Annotated in this window: 20 protein-coding genes and 1 pseudogene; 12 read left to right on the forward strand and 9 right to left on the reverse strand. The window is 44.6% G+C overall.

Annotated features, from left to right (window positions below):
• Positions 1-16: 16 nt before the first annotated feature.
• Positions 17-883: a YopJ/AvrA family T3SS effector serine/threonine acetyltransferase gene (locus AAZR23_RS05220; RefSeq protein ID WP_434691032.1), complete on the reverse strand. Its 867-nt coding sequence runs from the start codon at positions 881-883 to the stop codon at positions 17-19.
• 230 nt (positions 884-1113) lie between these two features.
• Positions 1114-1998, reverse strand: a complete 885-nt coding sequence (locus tag AAZR23_RS05225; protein ID WP_434691033.1) for a DMT family transporter — start codon at positions 1996-1998, stop codon at positions 1114-1116.
• 87 nt (positions 1999-2085) lie between these two features.
• Here AAZR23_RS05225 and AAZR23_RS05230 point away from each other — a divergent pair, with 87 nt between their 5' ends.
• The 3 genes from AAZR23_RS05230 to AAZR23_RS05240 all read left to right on the forward strand — a co-directional run bounded on the left by AAZR23_RS05230 (position 2086) and on the right by AAZR23_RS05240 (position 7425).
• Positions 2086-3423: a PLP-dependent aminotransferase family protein gene (locus tag AAZR23_RS05230; RefSeq protein ID WP_434692395.1), complete on the forward strand. Its 1338-nt coding sequence runs from the start codon at positions 2086-2088 to the stop codon at positions 3421-3423.
• A gap of 746 nt (positions 3424-4169) precedes the next feature.
• Positions 4170-6866 carry a magnesium-translocating P-type ATPase gene (gene mgtA / locus AAZR23_RS05235; RefSeq protein ID WP_434691036.1) on the forward strand — a complete coding sequence of 899 codons (2697 nt, stop codon included), beginning with the start codon at positions 4170-4172 and terminating at the stop codon, positions 6864-6866.
• Positions 6867-6948: 82 nt separating this feature from the next.
• Entirely contained in the window at positions 6949-7425 is a 477-nt protein-coding gene (locus tag AAZR23_RS05240) for a GNAT family N-acetyltransferase (RefSeq protein ID WP_434691039.1), read from the forward strand.
• Positions 7426-7447: 22 nt separating this feature from the next.
• Here the strand turns inward: AAZR23_RS05240 and AAZR23_RS05245 are convergent, their stop codons facing one another.
• On the reverse strand, positions 7448-7855 hold the full coding sequence (locus AAZR23_RS05245; protein WP_247717350.1) for a hypothetical protein: 408 nt from the start codon (positions 7853-7855) through the stop codon (positions 7448-7450).
• 144 nt (positions 7856-7999) lie between these two features.
• On the reverse strand, positions 8000-9121 hold the full coding sequence (locus tag AAZR23_RS05250; protein WP_434691042.1) for a JmjC domain-containing protein: 1122 nt from the start codon (positions 9119-9121) through the stop codon (positions 8000-8002).
• A gap of 568 nt (positions 9122-9689) precedes the next feature.
• Here AAZR23_RS05250 and AAZR23_RS05255 point away from each other — a divergent pair.
• The 6 genes from AAZR23_RS05255 to AAZR23_RS05280 are packed head-to-tail and all read left to right on the forward strand — an operon-like array spanning position 9690 to position 14370.
• Complete coding sequence (locus tag AAZR23_RS05255) at positions 9690-10640, forward strand: CBASS oligonucleotide cyclase (protein ID WP_432692960.1); 951 nt, start codon at positions 9690-9692, stop codon at positions 10638-10640.
• Entirely contained in the window at positions 10637-11128 is a 492-nt protein-coding gene (locus tag AAZR23_RS05260; RefSeq protein ID WP_166267378.1) for a hypothetical protein, read from the forward strand. Before AAZR23_RS05255 ends, AAZR23_RS05260 begins: the two co-directional genes overlap by 4 nt.
• Complete coding sequence (locus AAZR23_RS05265) at positions 11125-12027, forward strand: AAA family ATPase (protein WP_432692959.1); 903 nt, start codon at positions 11125-11127, stop codon at positions 12025-12027. The genes AAZR23_RS05260 and AAZR23_RS05265 overlap by 4 nt, the downstream gene beginning before the upstream one ends.
• A gap of 1 nt (position 12028) precedes the next feature.
• Positions 12029-13195 (forward strand): hypothetical protein, encoded by a 1167-nt coding sequence (locus AAZR23_RS05270; protein ID WP_432692958.1) that lies wholly within the window; start codon positions 12029-12031, stop codon positions 13193-13195.
• Complete coding sequence (locus AAZR23_RS05275) at positions 13192-13734, forward strand: 3'-5' exonuclease (protein ID WP_432692957.1); 543 nt, start codon at positions 13192-13194, stop codon at positions 13732-13734. The genes AAZR23_RS05270 and AAZR23_RS05275 overlap by 4 nt, the downstream gene beginning before the upstream one ends.
• 21 nt (positions 13735-13755) lie before the next feature.
• On the forward strand, positions 13756-14370 hold the full coding sequence (locus tag AAZR23_RS05280; protein WP_432692956.1) for a hypothetical protein: 615 nt from the start codon (positions 13756-13758) through the stop codon (positions 14368-14370).
• A gap of 74 nt (positions 14371-14444) precedes the next feature.
• On the opposite strand, the pseudogene AAZR23_RS05285 reads toward AAZR23_RS05280, so the two are convergent.
• Both AAZR23_RS05285 and AAZR23_RS05290 read right to left on the reverse strand, forming a co-directional pair.
• Positions 14445-14621: pseudogene (locus tag AAZR23_RS05285) on the reverse strand (ISNCY family transposase); the annotation flags it as partial.
• A gap of 234 nt (positions 14622-14855) precedes the next feature.
• Positions 14856-15347: a hypothetical protein gene (locus AAZR23_RS05290; RefSeq protein ID WP_434691046.1), complete on the reverse strand. Its 492-nt coding sequence runs from the start codon at positions 15345-15347 to the stop codon at positions 14856-14858.
• Between the two features lie 271 nt (positions 15348-15618).
• Between AAZR23_RS05290 and AAZR23_RS05295 the strand changes: the two genes are divergently transcribed.
• A complete protein-coding gene (locus AAZR23_RS05295) occupies positions 15619-16089 on the forward strand; it encodes a toxin-antitoxin system YwqK family antitoxin (RefSeq protein WP_166707771.1) in 471 nt (156 codons plus the stop codon).
• A gap of 90 nt (positions 16090-16179) precedes the next feature.
• Positions 16180-16443 carry a VF530 family DNA-binding protein gene (locus tag AAZR23_RS05300; RefSeq protein WP_107679124.1) on the forward strand — a complete coding sequence of 88 codons (264 nt, stop codon included), beginning with the start codon at positions 16180-16182 and terminating at the stop codon, positions 16441-16443.
• Positions 16444-16499: 56 nt separating this feature from the next.
• On the opposite strand, the gene AAZR23_RS05305 is transcribed toward AAZR23_RS05300, so the two are convergent.
• Positions 16500-17870 (reverse strand): rhodanese-like domain-containing protein, encoded by a 1371-nt coding sequence (locus tag AAZR23_RS05305; RefSeq protein ID WP_434691049.1) that lies wholly within the window; start codon positions 17868-17870, stop codon positions 16500-16502.
• An 8-nt stretch (positions 17871-17878) separates the two neighbouring features.
• Positions 17879-18871, reverse strand: coding sequence for a YeeE/YedE family protein (locus AAZR23_RS05310; RefSeq protein WP_218428291.1), 993 nt, complete (start codon positions 18869-18871; stop codon positions 17879-17881).
• A gap of 207 nt (positions 18872-19078) precedes the next feature.
• Here AAZR23_RS05310 and AAZR23_RS05315 point away from each other — a divergent pair, with 207 nt between their 5' ends.
• On the forward strand, positions 19079-19609 hold the full coding sequence (locus AAZR23_RS05315; RefSeq protein ID WP_434691051.1) for a beta/gamma crystallin-related protein: 531 nt from the start codon (positions 19079-19081) through the stop codon (positions 19607-19609).
• Here the strand turns inward: AAZR23_RS05315 and AAZR23_RS05320 are convergent, their stop codons facing one another.
• The gene (locus tag AAZR23_RS05320) at positions 19610-20761 is read right to left on the reverse strand and encodes an ROK family protein (protein ID WP_434691053.1); all 1152 of its coding nucleotides are present in this window, start codon (positions 20759-20761) and stop codon (positions 19610-19612) included. It abuts the gene before it with no gap.
• Between the last annotated feature and the right edge of the window lie 38 nt (positions 20762-20799).

The raw sequence follows: 20799 nt of genomic DNA on the forward strand, positions 1-20799 counted from the left end.
AGATTTCCAAAGTACATTATGATTTGAGAAGTGTTTTATATTCAGTTATTCTCTTTTTATGCGCCGAAACTGACAAGTTCTTTCCGTCTATAACAGTTTGATTATTATCAAACCTGTTAAGGATAGTTTCATTTTTTTTGTTGATAACAGTACCAACTCCCTGAGAGTTAGTATTTAAATATTCATTAAGGCGTCTTTTACCCTGAGTATGTTTGTAAAAGGTTACCGGGAGATACAGGTCCAGTTTATCGTGGGGTAAAGGCATTTCACTATCACTTAATGTACCCTTGATATTATCTTCATGTATTTTTAACAGGCTCCCCCTCTCTGTGTAAAGTTTTTTTGCCAGCGCCAGACTGAAAATACCACATTCAGATGAGCTGCGCTGAATATCCATTTCCACCATGGAGAAATGGCAATCAGGTAATTGATAACGCTCGATGGCCATTTTTGTCCTAAATGCCAGCATCGCTGGCCCCATACTGTTAAAGTTTGCTGGTTCAAACAATATCAGAGATGTTTTTCCATTTATATTTTTGTAATCAATTACACTAAAATGTATTCCATCCTCCCCCATATTAATTATGAATCGGGAAGATTCAACTCCATGCTCTATTGTGTTTTTTATTTCTATAGAAAGGTCCTGTGGCGATTTAACAAAATTAAGATTCATTTCAGGGAATTTATTGTTTGCCTGCATTACCAATGCGGGCATGATTTTTATATCCATATTTGAATAATCTTTATGGGACCAGGAACCATCCGCCATATCAGTTTCCAACTGTACTATGATATTTTGAAGTTCTTCATTACTGATGAAATAGCTGGTCTCATTTTTTGATAAACCACCGAGAGAATTTATTTGTGATAATGGTCCAATCATTTATACATCCTTATTCAGAGAATTAACAGCGATATGAATTTTATATTCCGGATAAACGGTACCTTGCAATAAGACGTCCAATCGTTGATGGGTAAAAGTTGGCAGTTATCGCAGCTACCCGGCCACTACCCCACTCTGTCAGCTCTCAGGATAACGCAGGCAAAATGCATAACTTTCAATAAATACACCGTTCTGCTGTTAATTTTCAGAAAATAGTCCGTTCGTTGCGATTACCGGGAAAACCGTTTTGAACCGGCAACACAGGCAATTACCCCGCAGGTTGAGGCAATCATCACTGAACTGACCGTTTCATCCAGTAACCACGCGGAAAGTACCAGACCAAAAAACGGTTGTAACAGCTGTAACTGACTGACGCCGGTAATACCGCCTTCTGCCAGTCCCCGGTACCAGAAGAAAAACCCAATCAGCATGCTGAACAGAGAAACGTAAATGAGTCCGCCCCAGGCTTGCGGCGGTATTCCGCTGAATGACACCGGCAGAAAAACAATACTCAGAATCAGCATCAGCGGCAGAGAAAGTACCAGCGCCCAGCAGATCACCTGCCAGCTGCCGAGAGGCCGGGAAAGGCGGGCACCCTCTGCATAACCTGACCCGCACAACAATACGGCCGCAATCATATACAGGTCCCCGGTCAGGGTGCTTTCACCGCCCTGAAATAAGGCAAACCCCATGACAAACAAACTGCCAAGGACAGAAAAAAACCAGAACGCAGGGCGCGGGCGTTCATTACTGCGCAGTACACCAAACAGTGCAGTTGCCAGCGGTAGTAATCCCAGATACACAATAGAGTGAGCCGAACTGACATGCTGAAGAGCAAGAGCCGTCAGTAACGGAAAACCGATAACAACACCCGCGGCCACAACGATCAGCGACAGCAGGTATTTCGCGGCAGGTAAACGCTGACGCAGTACAGCTAAAATGATCACAGCGGCGATACCGGCAATCGCCGCACGTGATGTTGTCAGGAAGTCCGGTGTGAAACCGCTTATACCCGCTTTGGTGGCGGGCAGGGAGCCGCTGAAAATCAGCACACCGATAAATCCGTTGATCCAGCCGCGTGTTGAGCGGGAAACGGTTGTCATTGCATTATCCATCTTGTACTCCGTCAATTACATCTTGTTATCGCAGAGCGTAATGCGGATAATCATGACAATCAAAAAATTGTCATGGATACATTCGGTATGGCAACGCCGCGTTATAAACAATATGTCGATACCCTTTCTGCCCGTATCCGCAGCGGCGAACTGGCAGCCGGAACACAACTGCCGACGCACCGTGCTTTTGCTGCTCAGGAAGGGATATCATTAGTGACAGCGTCACGTGTATATCAGGAGCTGATCAATCAGGGATTGGTCAGCGGCGAAACCGGGCGCGGAACATTTGTCAGAGATATCAGTTTATTACCGGTTACCGGTATCGAATGTGATGTCACACCGGCAATGTATGACCTTAACTTTATCTATCCGGAAATCACAGGACAAACCGCATTACTGCGCCGCACCTTGCGCCAGCTATCCATGAGCGGTGACCTCGAAAGTCTGTTGCATTATCTTCCGCATGCCGGGCGGCGGCAGGAGAGAAACGTTGTTGTCGATCATCTGAAATTACGCGGTTTTTCTGCCGTTGACCCGGATACGGTTGTTATGGTCAGCGGTGCCCAGCACGGTCTGGCCTCTGTTGTACTGGGTATGTTCAGTCCGGGTGATGTGATTGCAACAGATGCACTGACTTATCCGGGTTTTAAAGCACTGGCACAAACCTGTCATATCGAATTGGTTCCGGTGCCGGTTACCCCGGAAGGCCCCGATCTGGCTGCACTGGCACAATTGTGCCGCCGGCGGAAAATCCGCGGCTATTTCACCATGCCGACACTGCATAACCCGCTTGGCTGGGTAATGGATCTGACATCACGTAAAAAGCTGATAAACCTTGCCCGGGAAAACCGGTTCTTTCTGATCGAAGACGGCTCTTATGCTTTTCTGCAAAAGCCGGCACCGGCGCCGCTGGCAGAACTGGCTCCGGATATCACGTTTTATGTCACCGGATTTTCCAAAAATATCGCTACCGGTCTGCGGGTCGGGCTGGTTATTGCGCCTCCGGCTCATGTCGCTGCTCTGGAAAAAATCATCCGCATTACCACCTGGAACACACCGGCACTGATGACCGGTATTGTCCGTGAGTGGCTGGAGCAGGGTGAGGTTGAAAAACTGGAGCAGAAAAAGCGTCGCGATGCCAAAGCCCGGCAAAAAATTGTCAGCCGGATTTTTGCGGATTTACCGCATCTTGCACATCCGGCCGGTTATTTTTTGTGGCTCCCGTTACCGGAAAATGTGCGCTGTGATGCGGTTATCAGCCGCCTGAGAGCAGCTGATATTGCTGTCAGTCCGGCTGAATCCTATGCCGTAACCCGCGATGCCCCGCAGGCCATCCGTGTTGCCGTCAGCACACTGCCGTATGATGATCTGGAATATGCTCTGATAACAATCAGAGACACTATTACCTATCTGATGGATTTATAATGTATCGGGCTACAACCCGGTCAACCGGGAAAATTATATCCGGCAAGTTGTCAGACCGGATATTTATAAAAAATGAAATGGAATACTGTTTCATAACAGATAATCTGTTAAATCAGCACGTTGTTTAATTAAACAATACTATTCTGTATATTGTTTTCTCCTCAGAGAAAACGATTTACTTTGTGATTTCACCGGAATATACTTTGGATGATTATTTCTTGCGGAGAACACGTCATTGGACAGTCATAGATTATTTATCAAAATATATTGATCCTGCCGGTACATCTGTTTTCCTCTGACTGCCGGCAGTAATACTGCGGCAGTACCTCTCTCTGTAAATGGTACTTCCTGATTTAATTTAGCTTATCTTTTAATAAGATAAGCCCGAAAGGACGGATTTATCATGAATCTCTATATGCTGGCGTTATTCCCTCCTGACTGATTGTTATTTCGGTTAATTCAATTTAAATTGCCGTGCTTGTGCACCGTGTTTTGCTATTCCGTTTATTCAGAACGGAAGGGGCATGGCTTTTTATTAAAAAATCCACGGTACGTATTCATTTATGAATAAGCGTATAGGCTATCTTTTGCTGATAAGGAATATATAGACACACCACCCGGGCCCGGAATACATCATTCTCCGGACTGTCCGTTATTATGACAGTTATTTAAATTAACTGTTAAGTCAGACAGTCCGGCGAGAATAAATTACTCAGTTTATCTGAGGTAATAAAAGGAATCGTACCATGACTGTCAAAGTTAACCGCACTGTCACACCGGCTGTGCGCGATAAGAATGTTTTCCCGGCGGCAATATTTGCCGCAAAAACACCAGATGAAACGTTAACAGAACTACATTCTGATATGCTGGGGCTGGATGAATTTGATGCCCTGGACCGCCTGATAGAACATCAGGAAAACGTGGTGGCTCATGACAAAGCACCTCCCGCGTTTATTCAGTTCATTTCCGCGTTTCATAATCCGTTTATTTATGTGTTATTGGCGCTGGCCGTGATCAGTTTTATGACCGATTATCTGGTCCCCCTGCAACAGGGTGAAGAAACCGACCTTACGGGCGTTGTCATTATCGGAACGATGGTTTTTCTGAGTGTGATACTGCGTTTCTGGCAGGAATACCGGACTAATAAAGCCGCAGAAGCCCTTAAATCTCTGGTAAAAACCACCGCAACAGTACTCCGGCGTAAAAAAGGGCGATCTGTCCGGATTGAGCTGCCGGTGAAATGTCTGGTTCTGGGGGATATTGTGGTTCTGAGTGCCGGAGATATGATCCCGGCGGATTTACGGCTGCTCCGTTCCCGTGATCTTTTTATCAGCCAGGCTATTCTGACCGGGGAATCAGTTCCGGTGGAAAAATATGATACTCAGGGTGATATTCATGAGAAAGATGCAACAACGATAACGGAAAATGACCAGCTGCTGACAGAATCGGGCAATATTTGTCTGATGGGCACCAATGTGGCCAGCGGCACGGCGCTGGGTATTGTGGTCGCCACCGGTGACAAAACCTATTTTGGCTCACTGGCGAAATCCATTGCCGGCACACGCTCACAAACGTCATTTGACCGTGGTGTGAACAGTGTCAGTATCCTGCTGATCCGCTTTATGTTAGTGATGGTGCCGGTTGTCCTGCTGATTAACGGATTTACCAAAGGCGACTGGTTTGATGCCACACTCTTTGCGCTTGCCGTCGCGGTCGGATTAACGCCGGAAATGCTGCCGATGATTGTCAGTTCCAACCTGGCAAAAGGTGCAATTGCGATGTCACGGCGGAAAGTTATCGTCAAACGACTGAATGCAATACAAAACTTTGGTGCGATGGATATCCTGTGCACGGATAAAACAGGAACACTGACACAGGATAATATTATCCTCGAACATCACCTCGATACGGAGGGGCGTTCCGATGAAGCCATACTGGGACTGGCATGGCTGAACAGTTTTCATCAGAGCGGCACACGTAACCTGATGGATCAGGCGATCATCCGTTTCGGACGCGGTAAAGCCGAAACGGAATCTCTGCACAGTTATCAGAAAATTGATGAACTGCCGTTTGATTTTGTCCGCAGACGTCTGTCTGTTTCGGTGAGAAAACCGGATGGTACTGCGTTGCTTATCTGTAAAGGCGCGGCGGAAGAAATGCTGGCATGCTGCTCTCTGATCCGGACAGGTAATCATATTTCACCGGCAGATGATGAGAAAAAACAGGCCGTTATGGCATTGGTTAATCATTATAATGAGACCGGATTCAGAGTTCTGCTGCTTGCCGAGAGGGTTCTGGACAGTAAAGAGCAGGAGTTGCCGCTCTCTGCAGACAATGAACAGAATATGATTTTATGCGGAATTCTGACCTTCCTTGACCCGCCAAAAGACAGCGCGGCAAAAGCCCTGAAAGCACTGAAACATAACGGAGTAACAGTAAAAGTGCTGACCGGGGATAATGCGGTTGTCACAGCGAAAATCTGCCGCGAAGTCGGATTAGATGCTTCGATGAGTATCAGTGGTGATCAGCTGGCACATCTCAGTGATGAAGAGCTGAAACAGGTGGCACAAACACACACTATTTTCTGTAAACTGACACCGCTGCAAAAATCAGCACTGGTCCGTGTTTTACAATCCGCCGGTCATACTGTTGGTTTTCTCGGGGACGGAATCAATGATGCACCGGCACTGCGGGATGCAGACGTCGGAATTTCTGTGGACAGCGGAACGGATATCGCCAAAGAATCAGCGGATATTATTTTGCTGGAAAAAGATCTGATGGTTCTGGAGGAGGGCGTCATTAAAGGGCGCGAGACATTCGGTAATATTATTAAATATCTGAATATGACTGCCAGTTCAAACTTCGGTAATGTTTTTTCTGTTCTTATCGCCAGTGCCTTTATTCCGTTCCTGCCGATGCTGGCCATCCAGCTGCTGATTCAGAATCTGCTTTATGATATGTCCCAGCTGGCATTACCGTGGGATAAAATGGATAAAGAATTCCTGCGCAAACCCCGCAAATGGGATGCAGGTAATATCCGGCGCTTTATGATTTGGATTGGCCCGACATCATCCGTATTTGATATCACCACATTTGCATTATTATGGTTTGTTTTCGGGGCAAACAGTCCTGACAGCCAGGTCTTATTCCATTCCGGCTGGTTTGTTGAGGGATTATTATCACAAACGCTGGTCGTTCATATGCTGAGAACACAGCGGATTCCGTTTATTCAGAGCACGGCAACACTGCCGGTATTATTGGTTACCGGGCTTGTTATGGCCATCGGGATCTGGCTGCCGTTTTCACCCATCGGAAGTTATATCGGACTGGCGCCGTTACCGTGGGAATATTTCCCGTGGCTCGCCGCTACACTGATCAGCTACTGCGGTCTGGCGCAAATCATGAAGGGCATTTATATCCGCCGTTTCGGAATGTGGCTGTAAGTTAAGATGCTTTATACCTGTTATTCAGCTGATTTTTGCTGAATAACAGGTACAATCAGGGCATCAAAATAAAAGGAATACTATGCACTTAGAATTTAAACGGCTCGCTCAGATTAAACCAGCCGATATTACCGCACTGAATAATCACCCGAAAGTTTTACAGCAAATGCCGCTGGGCTCCCCGGATTTTGATGATGAAAAAAGTCTCAGCTGGGCAAAAGAAAAAGACTCACAGTGGGACATAAACGGATACGGCCCCCGGGCATTTGTGATCGACGGTGTATTTGCAGGCTGGGGAGGGCTTCAGAAAGAAGGTGATGACGCTGATCTTGCGCTGGTTCTTCATCCTGATTTCTGGGGAACGGGAAAGGTCATCTGTGATGAAATTATCCGCCATGCGTTTGATGAAATGCACTTAAACAGCATCACCATTTTATTACCGTTATCCCGAAACGTCTTCCGGTTTATAACACGTTACGGATTTCAGCCGGATGGCTCTGTTAACTATGATGGTGTGGATTTCCGGCGGTTCCGGTTATTTTCAGAGCATTCAGGATGACATGATTCAATGGCGACAAAGTTCATTTGTAATTTATAATCTGATATACAAAATATCCCGCTGCCAGCGGAATGATAAACGGAATAATAAGTATCAGATACAATGCGCCAATCCCCCGGGGGCTGCTGCCATTAATAACATCCTCAAATGTTGATTCTGAAAAATAATGACGAAGGACATCATCACTGCATTTTTTAGCAAACGGAAATAAAGGTAAGCAAATGCAGGCATAGATTATCCATAAAAAATGAATGGTTACATTATCATTTAATGAATAAATAAACATGCCAAAAACCAAAAGGCCAAGGAAGGATTTACCCCAAAAATCCCAACTTCTGATAAAAAGACGAATAGGGTGTTGTCTTTTTTTATTTGCTATATGGCGCTGTCTTATTTTTTCTTTTGTATAGTTTCTGCCACTCTTACTCATTGAACTATCTCATAAAAAAGGAAATATTTTGGGATGGACAATCCGGCCAATCTATCATGGCTGAACGTAGTGAACGAGAGTTTTTTGGCGTGTTGAGATAAAACACCCGTCAGCGGGTGTTTTATCTTGTCAGGCAGATGTAACTTATTCTTCGAAATACCAATATCCCTGATTGATAAATTCGGTTAATTCCGCAACAAAACCCGGATTTTTCAGTGCTTCACCGAGTTCATTCAGTCCGACTTCAGTTAACCGGCACAATGTATCTGCACCTTTAATTTCTGTGGTCATCCAGCCTTCGGTATTAACAAAGAAACGCTCACCGATGCGCATAACACGCAGCCCGCTCAGTCGTATCAGTTTTTCACCGGCATTCAGAGCGTTCAACACGTCTTCCGGCTGATACGGTGGTTCCGGAGGTGCAATATCCAGCTCATGGCGCGGAGTAGTTGCAAAACGGCCTAACCACTGTTCAAAATCACCGGGTTTGTTGATCATTTCAATCATCATGGCACGCAGGCGTTCAACCTCATAAGATTCCATTGAGCCTGAGTTTTCACGTACTGTCAGGTCAGGATCGCCATAATTGACGCTACCCAGATCCTGTTCCAGTGCGTAGTCTGCAAAGCTGCTCAGCAGATCACGACCGGTCGGTCCGCGAAAGCCGACAGAATAGTTCATGGTATCTTCGAAGGTGAAACCATCGTGAGGAAATCCCGGCGGAATATACAGAATATCGCCCGGTGCCATTTCAACATCTATTATCGGCTCAAACGGGTCGACATGCAGTAATGCCGGGTGAGCGCAGAACTGACGCATGGGAAGGGCGTCACCCACACGCCAGCGGCGGCGGCCCATGCCCTGGATAATGAAAACATCATAGTTATCAATATGCGGCCCGACACCACCGCCTGGTACTGAATAGGAAATCATCAGATCATCAAGACGCCACTCAGGCAGTACCCGGAACGGTTTCACCAATTCAGCGGCAGGCATATGCCAATGGTTGACAGCCTGTACCAGCAGTGACCATCCTTTTTCACCTAATCCGCTGTAGTCCTCAAACGGGCCGTGACTCGCTTCCCATTTGTTATCAATGAAACTGACCAGGCGACTGTCAACTTCCGGCTCCATGGCCAGACCGGCCAGTTCATCGGGCGTGATAGGGTCGGCAAAATCAGGAAATGCATTTTTCAATACAACGGGTTTTTTCTGCCAGTATTTTTCTAAAAATTCAGGCCAGTTAAGATTCAGTTTGTTAACCATGTGACCACATCTATATGAGTGAATAAGCGGATAATTATAGAAGTAATGCGCTGTCATATTTTTGTTTGGGGTCAATAAAAAAGGAACGTGGGCGGATAAAGAAAGCCCGCGGTGATCAGTTGCCGGATGAGCAGAGACAAAAAGCCGTTATCAGGGATAAAGGAACCAACATGATTAGCCGGGCGGAGAGCCGGATTTCGTTAGTTCAGACCTTGTCAAGACTCAATAGGAATGTCTAGTCGCTGGCTCATTAGAAATGACCCAATTTTGAAAATATTGTTTTGCACTGTGTGCGGACATGGCACATATCTACCCATGTGCCTAAATTCAGTAAATTCCTTCGAAACAATAAGGTCTGTTCATTAATAATGATAAAGTATGTATTTCAATAGTTTCAAGGTGAATGCTTTATTTTATAGGGACATTGAACGGGTGACTGAGTTTATGTTCTCAGTAATTTTTGCGTTGCTTACCTTGAAAACAAACAAATCGACACTATATTGCCTATAACCTTTTAAAATGCATGGTCATCAGTTTTATTTTGATTAACGCCAACTAAGGATAAAATATGCCGCTAAGTAATACGGAGCTTCGCTATTATGATAGTAATATACTGAGACTTCCCTCTGAGAAACGAACTGAATACCATGCCCAGGTTGATCGCCTGATAACTGAACTAAAAAAATCTGTCAAAGATCAGAATGAGATAAAAATAACTCGGGTTGTAAAGGCTGGTTCCTTTGCAAAATTTACTATTTTACGTAAGACACATGAAGATCCCGTTGACGTAGATATCGTTTTTTATATCTCAGATAAGGATGCTAATCAGGAGACTCTCTCTAGCCTCAGCGAAAAAATCTTCAATGCTCTAGTTAAACTTTATCCTAATAAATCTGTTGAAGACTTCCAGCTTCAGCGTAAAGCAGCTACTGTGACTTTTATAAAATCAGGACTGAATGTTGATGTTGTTCCTGTGATTGAAGATACCGATAAAGTCGGATATGGGTGGCAGTTTGACATTCATGAAGGAACAAAACTTCATACTTGTGCTCCATGCCAAATACAATTTATTCGTGATCGAAAAAATACAGACAATGACTTTAGAACACTAGTCCGACTGGCAAAAAAATGGCGAAATCATGCTGGTCTGACACACCTGAAATCATTTGCTATTGAACTTATCATGGCCTATTTACTTGATAAAAATGGCAAGGAAGGAAGTATCGAAAGCCGCTTCCGAAAATTTCTCCTTTATATTGCCCAGTCAGGTTTGAAAGAGAAAATATATTTCCCTGAAAATGGGAATGATATTCCTGACTTTCCAGATCCCGTTGTAATTATTGATCCAGTTTGCGTAACCAATAATGTTGCTAGCCGCCTGACTGAAGCTGAAAGGGTGGAGATTGTAAATGCGGCAGCCGAAGCCTGGGAAGTTGCTCATCATGCTTCAGTTGAGGATGATCTAGCTATTTGGAAAGAACTCTTTGGACCTCGTTTAAAAGTAAGGAATGAAGCATGAGTCAGTCATTTTCGTCTACCGAATCATACTCAGTAGCGGATGTACAAAACGTGATGCGACGAGTAACTGCCGACTTTATTATGATTGCAGAAAGTACAAAAGCAGTGGATATTGAGCAAGTCAAAAAATGGGCGCACGATGTAGAGTTATTAGCCTGCAACGGATACCTTAAACATGTCGATTTGACTCTGTTGAGTGATGGAAAAGAAATCCGAGCAACCCGCTATGTTGTAAATTCAGAAGCTGGGGAGCTACAGGCTAGCAGACCCGGAGGGGTACTTTGGCCGACAGTACCGGCACCTTTCTTAAGGATCGTCATATCTTATACAAGTGCCTACGATAAAACAGCGAGGGAGAAGCTAAGACCTAAACTTAAGATCGGTTGGACTCCTACCTCGGCAGATACATCTCACTCTTCACTTAGTTCAACAAAGGGGCGAGACTACGAAAGTAATGGATATGGCATAGAAAGGAAAGATTTTTCATGATGACTCAAAATAATAAAATTTTTGATAGCGAGATACCGTTACCAGACGATAATCTACTTTCTAGACAAAATACATTGCTCGGTTTTGAAACTCGATATGAAAAAATCCACAACCAGTTACGTCTATTACTGAATCTGGGGAAACTGGAAGCCTGGAGTATGAAGTTTCATCAGAATAATTTACCCATCTGTAGCCTTGTATCAGACCAATACCCGCTCGTTATCTTTCATGGAGATGTGGGTACTGGAAAAACTGCAACAGCTGAATGTATAGCAAATATGCTTGCCAAAGATTCTAGAGCGGAAGATTCCATTCTCTTTAAAATCAGTAACAGAGTTCGGGGAAGTGGCAAAGTCGGTGAGATGGGCACTCTCATAAACCAGGCATTTGCAGAAGTGATAAAGTCTGCGGGGAAAAATCGCCGTGGCATACTGATAATTGATGAAGGTGATTCACTTGCTTCATCACGAACACAAGAGCATAGCCATCATGAAGATAAGGTTGCGGTGAACACCCTTATTCAATGTATTGACGATCTTAGAAAATATCAGGGGCGTATAGTCGTTTTCCTCTGTACTAACCGCTTATCCGTACTTGACGCAGCCCTTATCCGCCGTGCCGCTGTTGTGGAAGAGTTTTCTCGTCCAAGCGATGCGGAGCGACTGGCGCTATTTGATATGGATTTACAAGGTTTAAGTTTATCACCTCAGCAAAAAGGTGTTCTAGTTAAGGCTACAGGTCCGAATGAAGGAAAACCCGGATGGACATTTTCCGACATTCGTACACGATTATATCCGGCTGCACTGGCAAAAGCTTTTCCGGATAAGCCTTTATCGTACGAGATTATCCTTCAGACAGCCCTCTCACTAAAACCATCACCTGTTATGGAGGATCGATAACATGCCAGGTCACTTTTTGTCTGGAAGGCGAATTCATATTACAGGCAGCATTCCGGAGCAAATAGAGCTTGCATCTAGCGAAGAGGTGGACAAAGCTCGGACGTTTATTGCTCACCTCGTTCGAGAGTTAGTCCGTCAGGGGGCAAATTTCGTTATTCCTGTTGATGCCGAAAAATTTCGCTCCGGTGACAACAAACCTATATGTTTTGACTGGTTAGTCTGGAGCGAAGTTATAAAAAATCTTCATCATCGACCTTCAGGGGCCCTTGGCCCGCTTATTATAGCTGTCAAACACCATAAAAATGAGGATCAAATTCCCGAAGAATACATTGAACAATGGGATGAATATCGGGGGACCTCACACGTCAGGATTGAAAGTGCAGCTCACTGGAACATGGCCAGTAAAAGGATGGAGATACAGTCCCGATCAGGTGATGTGCTAATTACCATCGGTGGGAGTGAGGGAGTGTTGTTTCTATCAAATCTTTATCATGATGCTGGTAAACCAGTTATTCCTCTCAATTTCAATATTGGAGCAAATAACACAGGCTCCCGTAAAATTTTTGAGTATGCTCTGGCAAGCTCGCATTCAGCGAGGCTCTTTAAAACAGAAGACGATCGCTCGTCTCATGACTGGATTAATTTGCTAGATTTTCCTAACCGTAAAAGTTCTCAAGAACGTGCTGAGACCGTCATACAACTTCTAAAGAGCCTTACGCCACCAACTGCATTTTTTGTTTGTTTAATGAATCGGACACATGAAGATCACACTGCGGTGAAGAACTACTTTGATTGTGTGATTAAACCCGTTATGGAGAATGAATTGGGGTATCGTATGGTCATTGTTGATGGTAGCCAAGGTTATGAGCATGCGAACGTTAACCAAGAAGTCTTTGAACGCCTTCACAGAAGCCGGGTGGTGATTGCAGATCTTACGGGTTCAAGACCGAACTGCTTCCTTGAACTGGGATATGCATTAGGAAGAGGGCATACCACAATGATACTAGCCAAGGAAGGGACTCCGTTACCGTTTGATATTCAGACTGTATCAGCCCACATGTGGAAAGATGAAGGTATGATTGAAGACAAAAAGCGTGAATTCCTTGCACACTGGAATTCAATTAAATCCCGCTCTACAATAGTCTCAATGGAGACATTAATACCATGACAATAAAAAAAGAAATTTTCATCTCTGTTGATATAGAAGCCTCTGGCCCGGTACCAGGGAAATATAGTTTGCTCAGTATTGGAGCATGTCTGGTATCTGATACGGATGTGAGCTTCTCATGCGAACTCAAACCAACAACACCCGAATTTATTCCTGCTGCACTCGAAATAACTGGACTTACCCTGGAAGAACTGGAGGACAGAGGGCTTCCACCAGAGGAGGCAATGCTGGCTTTTAAACAGTGGATAAACCAGGTGACGTCGCCAGATGATATACCTATCTTTGTTGGCCTAAATGCCCCCTTTGACTGGTCGTTTATTAACTATTATTTTCACTTTTACCTTGGAGAAAATCCATTTGGCTTTAGCGCACTTGATATTAAAGCATTGTTCATGGGCCGATTGACAACGTCATGGTCCGAAAGTAGATCATCTCATATGACGAAAGTACTTAATGTACCGATGACAGCTAATCATAACGCTCTTAAGGATGCAATATTTCAGGCTAATTTGTTCAGAGCGATTATAAAAATTAAATAACTTAAAAAGATTGAGGTTGTCATGCAGAACCAAGAACTGCTGGTTGAGCATTATCATAAAACTTATGATCTAACGTTTTCAGTATGGGAAAGTAGAAATCAGTCTCTGCTTATTTTGCTAGCTGTTGTCGGTTTTTCAACACTATTAACCTTCAACGTTTCTGAAGCACAACCCTTACTTGTTGATATTATTGCGAAATTATGCGGAATTGCGAGTGACGTTCGGATTAAGGAACTCAAAGAAAGCTTTCCCTATGGTGTTATACAAAGTATATTCATAATAGTAGTTTTTTATCTTACAATAAACCTTTACCATAAAACCTGTTTTATAAGACGTAATTATAAATACTTAAGTGATCTTGAAACTGATATAAGATCAGCATTAAATCTACCGACTGGCAGCGTAAGTTTTACACGGGAAGGGGATTTCTATAATAAGAATCGCACATGTTCTTCTTTTATTACAGGCCTGAGTTACGTCCTCATTTTAGGTGTACTATTATTCTCTTTTCTCGGAATGCGTCTTGTAAATGATTGGCATTCTCAAGATTATTTTATCCTCGCTATAGACACAAGTTTAACATTAGGAATATCATATTTCTTCATAGTATATACATTGCTTTCACTAAAAAAGTAATCCTCTGTAAAATAATTATGTATTCACCAGCAATTAATCAAAACATATTGAGTGTATTCATCTAGTTGTGAAATTTATTTTTTACCAAAGATCTCCTTTGAACGCCCTTGAAGTTTAACGAGTGCTTCTAACATGTCATTTTGGTCGATAGTGCGCTGGGATTTTTTTCCCGGCGCTTTTTCTTTGCGTCGTGACGACCCATTTCCAGCTGGCACAGATTGTGAGCGCCGGTTATCTCTCTTATCATCGACATCTAGAGGTCGATGTACATCATATTCATGGCGAGGGAGCTTGCCAAAGCGATGATTAATCAACCTACGAAGTGTTTCTTTACCAATAGTCAGCCCATGTATTTCTTCTAGTTTTTCACGCGCTAGACATTAGCATTGAGCCTCTACAACCTTGGTTCGCATAATGTATATTATGTTAAATGATATAGGGCTTTGATAAATCTGAGCTTATCTGACTAACCCCTGTATCACCTGTTATCTTTGGCTTGGGATCACCCCATCCGGCGATAACCTGCAACTGCTGAGTTGCTGCATAAATCCTTTGTCAAAAGGATCACCTTCAGATACTGATGCAGTACCATATTTCTTTGTGAAGTCCTCCTGTATAGTTCCATCTTTATAACGAAGTTCCACTTCTGAATGCAGTACGCGGTCGTCGTCGGTAACCGGCGGCTCAGTGACCGACATTTTGTGAGAAACGTAATCACCTGATTTCATACCATGAATTGTCATAACTCCGTCTTTAACCGTAATCGTAGTTTTCACCATGACAGACGGAAAAACGTGTTTATTTTTCTGCTCAATTGCGATTTGATTAAATGACTTGCTTATGCTGCATACATAAACTCCGTCAAACTGACGGATTTTTTGAGACTGCTCTGACAACGTATCCGGTTTGCATCCTGCGATAAACAGACATGAGAGTACAAAAATAAGACGGTTCGCTGCCTGCTTTTTTAGATTCATCTGCCCTGTTCTCTCTTTTGTGGTAATTAAATCCGTTTAACTTTTCTGACAGATATCTTATCAGTCATCAGCATCAATATAAAACAGCCAGCCAGTAATCCCTTTCCTATAGTCAGCGCCGTTTGTCCGCTCTATTCTGAACATCGGAACGATATTTTTCAGTTATTACAAATATATACGTACTTTTATTTATGCTGTCGCGAGGGTTATTATGGGTATTACTCTGCCTTTAATATTAAGTTCTGTATTATTACTGTCCGCGTGTGAATCAATGAGCAGCGGCCCTGAAATCTCCCTGAAAAATTTTCAATCGATGGAAGGTACTGAACTTCAGGTTCCGCCTGTACCTGCGGGAACAAAAGATGGTGAATATCTGCGCCACTATAATGACGGGACTATCAGGTTTAAATCCCGGGTAAAAAATGGCTGCTATGACCGTTATATCTATGCCTATTATGGCGGCGGAAGACCACAAATGACCATGCCGCTGAAAAATTGTAAAGTTAACGGCGTTGTGAAAAATTATCTGCAAAATGGTAATTTAAAAAGTGAAATAACTGTCCGTGACGGGCGGTTATATGGCCCGTTTAAGTATTATCACGACTCCGCCAGTAATGGGGTCTATATACAAGGTACAATGGAAAACGGTGCCTTTACCGGTACAGTTAAACAATTTGATACTGCCGGAAAATTAGTCAGTGAAGGTAAGGTGACTAACGGAAGAATGCAGATCCTGAAGTAATACGGAATGAGTCTGCCGGGAGGGATAATTGTCATACCCCGGAGTTTACGGTATTCTTCCCAGATCAGGCAAATAACAGGATATTTATTTATGACAGCCCACACTTCCAAAGACCCGCTGCATGGCGTTACCCTCGAAATGCAGGTTAATGCATTGGTGGAAAAATATGGCTGGGTAAAGCTGAGTCAGTTAATCCGGATTAACTGTTTTAAAAATGATCCGAGTGTGAAATCAAGCCTGAAATTTCTCCGCCGTACTCCCTGGGCCCGGACTGAGGTTGAGAATTTATATCTAGATTCTCTGGATGATGCTGATAACAAAACAGACAGTATCTGGCCGGATAGCCCATGGTAAATAACCGGTAAATGCCGGCTTCCGTTATTTCTCCGGAAACCGGTTTTCCGTTTAAATCAGCTTTTACAGGATTGTCCCGGTTTTTTGATTATTTCACCATAATCATTCAGTGCCGCCGGTTTTTGGCTCTGAATATTATTTAATACCGGTAATGCCGGGTCCATCTGCCAGGCATTCCAGCCGCCGTCATAAATCCGGCTGTTTTCCCAGCCCGCCAGTTGAGTCATAAACCAGGAAACACTTGCCCGCCAGCCGGTGCCGCAGTAAAACGCAACCTGATCGGTCGGTTCGATACCCTGTGTTTTCCATAAGGCAAAAATTTCTTCCGGATTACGCAATGTGCCGTCCGGGTCATAATAGTCGGACATATCATTCGCATTTTTACCGCCAAACCCCCATATTGCGCCCGCCGGTTCACCTTTGCGCGGAATATAGTCATAGCCGGAGATTTTGCCGGTGTATTCATCCCATGTCCGGTTGCTGATAAGTTTAAGACCGGATTTCTGAGCCTGTATGGCTTCCGCCGGCATGGCAATAGTGACCTGCGGATTAACCGGAATTTCCGCACCAAAATCCGCAACCGGTACCGGAATATTCAGCGTGGTTTCGGTTGGTAATTCCGCATCCATCCAGACATTTAAACCACCGTTCAGGAAACGGACATCCTCAACACCTGCCCACTTCAGCGCCCATAATACCCGCAATGCTGCCATCTGATTTTCAGAATATACAACCACCGGGGTATCTTTGCGGATACCGTTTTTCAGCAGGTTATTTTTGATAACCTCCGGTTCGGATAAATTCCAGACCGGTCCGTTTTCTATCCAGTCGGTATTAAAATGGAATGCCCCTTTAATATGGGTCGAATAAGATTTTGACTGTTCCGCATCGCCCCATGACACTTCAAATATTACCGGCTTCTGATCATGAGTATAACTTTCCGGTTTTTCGCCGTTAAGAGCGGCCTGAAGCCAGACGGGCGAAACACTCAGAAAATAGTTCGGGTATTTATCCATCGGCAGATCAGAATTGCTGTATTGGATAAACGATTTAAATGCCCTGACCTGAAAACCTTTGGCGGCAAATTCAGCGGTAATTCTTTCCAGTGAATCCGGGTCACTGTCATAAAATACCAGGGTTTTTTCTTTCGAAATCCCCTTTTCTGCCAGAAAATTATCGAATTTATCTTCGTCAATAAAATCCAGCCAGCCGGTGGTAAACTGCATCGCACCTTTGATATGACCGCCGCGGGCAGCGCCTTTATCTTTGAAGCCAAAATATAAACTGTCCGGCCGGGTATCAATAATAAGGTATTCCGGGTTGTTCAGGTTCTCTGACAATTCCTCAATGCCGATCTCTTTTACTACGGTCTGATCACAACCGGACAGTAATAACGGTAACAGAAAAAAGAGTGATTTTATTTTCATATATGATCCTACAAACGACATTGCCCTGAACGGAAGAAATAACTGGTGATCCAGACACCGGCCATAATGGTGAAGGTGGAAATCCATCCCTGCCAGGAAAAATAAGCAGTCGCCACAAGAGAGTTCGTGACAGTACACCCGCCGGCCAGTGTGGCGCCCGCCCCCATAATAATACCGCCAAACAGGCGTTTGACGACGGTGATACCATCCGGCGGAAGTGTTAATCTGAATTCTTTGCGGATAATCGCGCTTATCATCGAACCGGTGAAAATACCGATTACAAACAGTGTTCCCCAGTTAAAATAACGCTGTTGTCCGGTCACCAGATATTGAACAACATTGCCGGAAGGAACAGCGACACCATAGCCGAAATTACGGCCGGCTTCGGCACTGAAAATCCAGGCAATAATCCCGAGAATACCGATTAAAATACCGGTAATGTTCAGCGGCAGATAATTAAACCGGTTCTGTGACGGTGGTGTATAACGGGGATGATAATGCTGATAAATCAGTAATCCGGCGGTGAGAATAATTAAAAAAGCCACCAGGAACCACGGGGAAATATTCAGGGTTTTATAAATCGTGTCCGGTTGCGCGGGATGTTGTAATAACGGTTCAAACCAATGTTTCAGGCTGCCTTTCTGAGCGGCGGCCATGGTGACAACAAACGAAAATAAGGCAATCCAGGTCCCGGTTAATCCTTCACCGGAACGGAACCAGGCACCGCTGCCGCAACAACCGGCCAGAACCATCCCCGCACCGAATATAAAACCACCGGCAAGTGTCGCTGTGATCGGCAGATTTCCTTCCGGTATGTGTAATAACCCGGCGGATTCCAGGGCAAAGAAACCAACAGACTGAATAGTGACGGCAATCAGCAATGCAGTGAGGAACCGGGTATTTCGCTGGTAAAGAATGTTCCGGAACCCGGAAACAAAACAGAACTGACCTGACTGAAGCAACCCGCCGAACAGGATGCCGATAAATAAACCACTGACCATGAAGAAACCCCGGGGAATAAACAACTGCGTGTATCTGTAATGTTATCCGCCCCATTATTCTCCGTTATGGCGCAAAATCAAGTTAAGGCGTGTTATCACAAAATTTTGGTATTCCCGTAGCCGGAACAGAACCTTATCAGATATATCTGCTGTCCCGGCAGTGAACACTCTCTTACTCTGTTCTGACTTTAAACAGCAGGGAACATCATGAAAAAGCTGACATTGTTATTGATATTATTTTCTGCGGTTGTGTCTGCCCGCAGCGGAGGACACGGCGGTTATCGTTATGAACCAGAGACTATTTTTATCTGCCGGTTATCACCCTTTTCTGATATGCATATTGAGGCCGGCGTAACAGAAGCACTGGCACGGAAAAGTGTGTCACACCGCTGTCAGTTGGTTCAGGGTGACGACAGTATTTTCTGCCGGGAGACAGAAGCAAAGTGCTCGGCAAGTAAATTAATTACCAGAGAGAAAGAGTTACGCAAAACCGTAATTATCTATGCGGAAAATTGGCAGCGGGGAAACTATCTTGAGATCAGCGAAGATATTCCTGATTTATATCACTCCGATTTTGACGGCACCCTCTCTTCGGTAATTATTCCGTCCGGCTGGCAGGTACGTTTCTATGAAGGTAAAAATTTCACCGGTGAATATCACACGGAAACGAGCGGGAAAAGGAATGTGCTTAATTACGGTAAAAAAATCAACTCCGTTAAGATTATAACCCGGCGCTGATTAACTTCCCTGACGGCAATATTCCGCCACCAGCCCATCAAAGAACGGTGATAATGCACCGTTCATTTCATTCATATACGATTTATGGTTGATGGTGAATATCACATTTTGCTCAAAATATTCCGGTACATGCTGACTGAACCCGGTTGTTATTTCACGGAATAATGCCTCATTGTGCGTGAACGGGCCGGAGAAAATAATGACATCAGGAAACAGGATGAAATAGATATTTGCCAGCACCCGGCTCCAGATATCCGCTGCATTTTTCAGACACGGTACCGCCATAATATCGGCATGCTGTAATGTTTTTGCGGCTGCCCGTTCATTACTTAAGTCGCCGGTCAGCGTATGACTCAGCACACCACGCAGTGCCGACAGGGAAAACATCTGTTCAATGGTATGTGAATCCCCGAATGTCAGTTGTCCGAGCTCACCGAACAGTCCCTGCGGATTAGCGTTAATCTGCTGTTTTGAATAACTCGCAGCACCAATCCCTTCCCCCCAGTGCACATACAGCACGCGTTTGGCCGACAGTTCGTCATTTTCGAGGATAAAGGCATTCAGTTCCGCCTGTAAGTTTTTCACCAGACTGACCGGAATGGAAAATTCCGTTGTCAGTTGTGATAAATCCATATGGCGTGCTTTCGGCCAGCGGTTGGTGTAAAGCCAGTGGCCATGTTCTGCATCCATGACGCCGGGCAGCGAAATAATAATCCCCTGCACACGGGTATCCGCCCGGCAGTTTTGCAGCAGACGGTTTATCAGTGTCCGGAAACAGTTCAGGAGTGTTTCGCTGTCAGCATTGTCATCATGAACCGGCTGATGCGCACCCGCGAGTACCACGCCCCGGATATCCACCAGCGATGCCGTGATATTCCTGGCGTCAATACAGATAAAAATAGCGGTCAGCAACCCGAAATCCGGAATAATGCCGACCTCCGGGCGTCCGGGACCGGATTGGTGATTTACGGTATCTTCAGAAATAATACCGGATTGAATCATTTCGCCGACCAGCTGTGTCACGGTAGCCGGACGCAATGCATTGGTGATCGCGAGCCCTTTACGGGTGATCAGCGTCTGCGCTTTATATGCGTCCAGGATTTGCCGGAACAGATGCTGTTTGCGTTCTGACGAAAGAGACGGTTTCACCATAATAAGCTGTTTTCCGGTTCAGTGAGTGAGGAACAGAC

It is taken from the genome of Morganella sp. Je.2.23 (genome assembly GCF_051129855.1).
In the GTDB taxonomy this organism is placed as follows: domain Bacteria; phylum Pseudomonadota; class Gammaproteobacteria; order Enterobacterales; family Enterobacteriaceae; genus Morganella; species Morganella sibonii.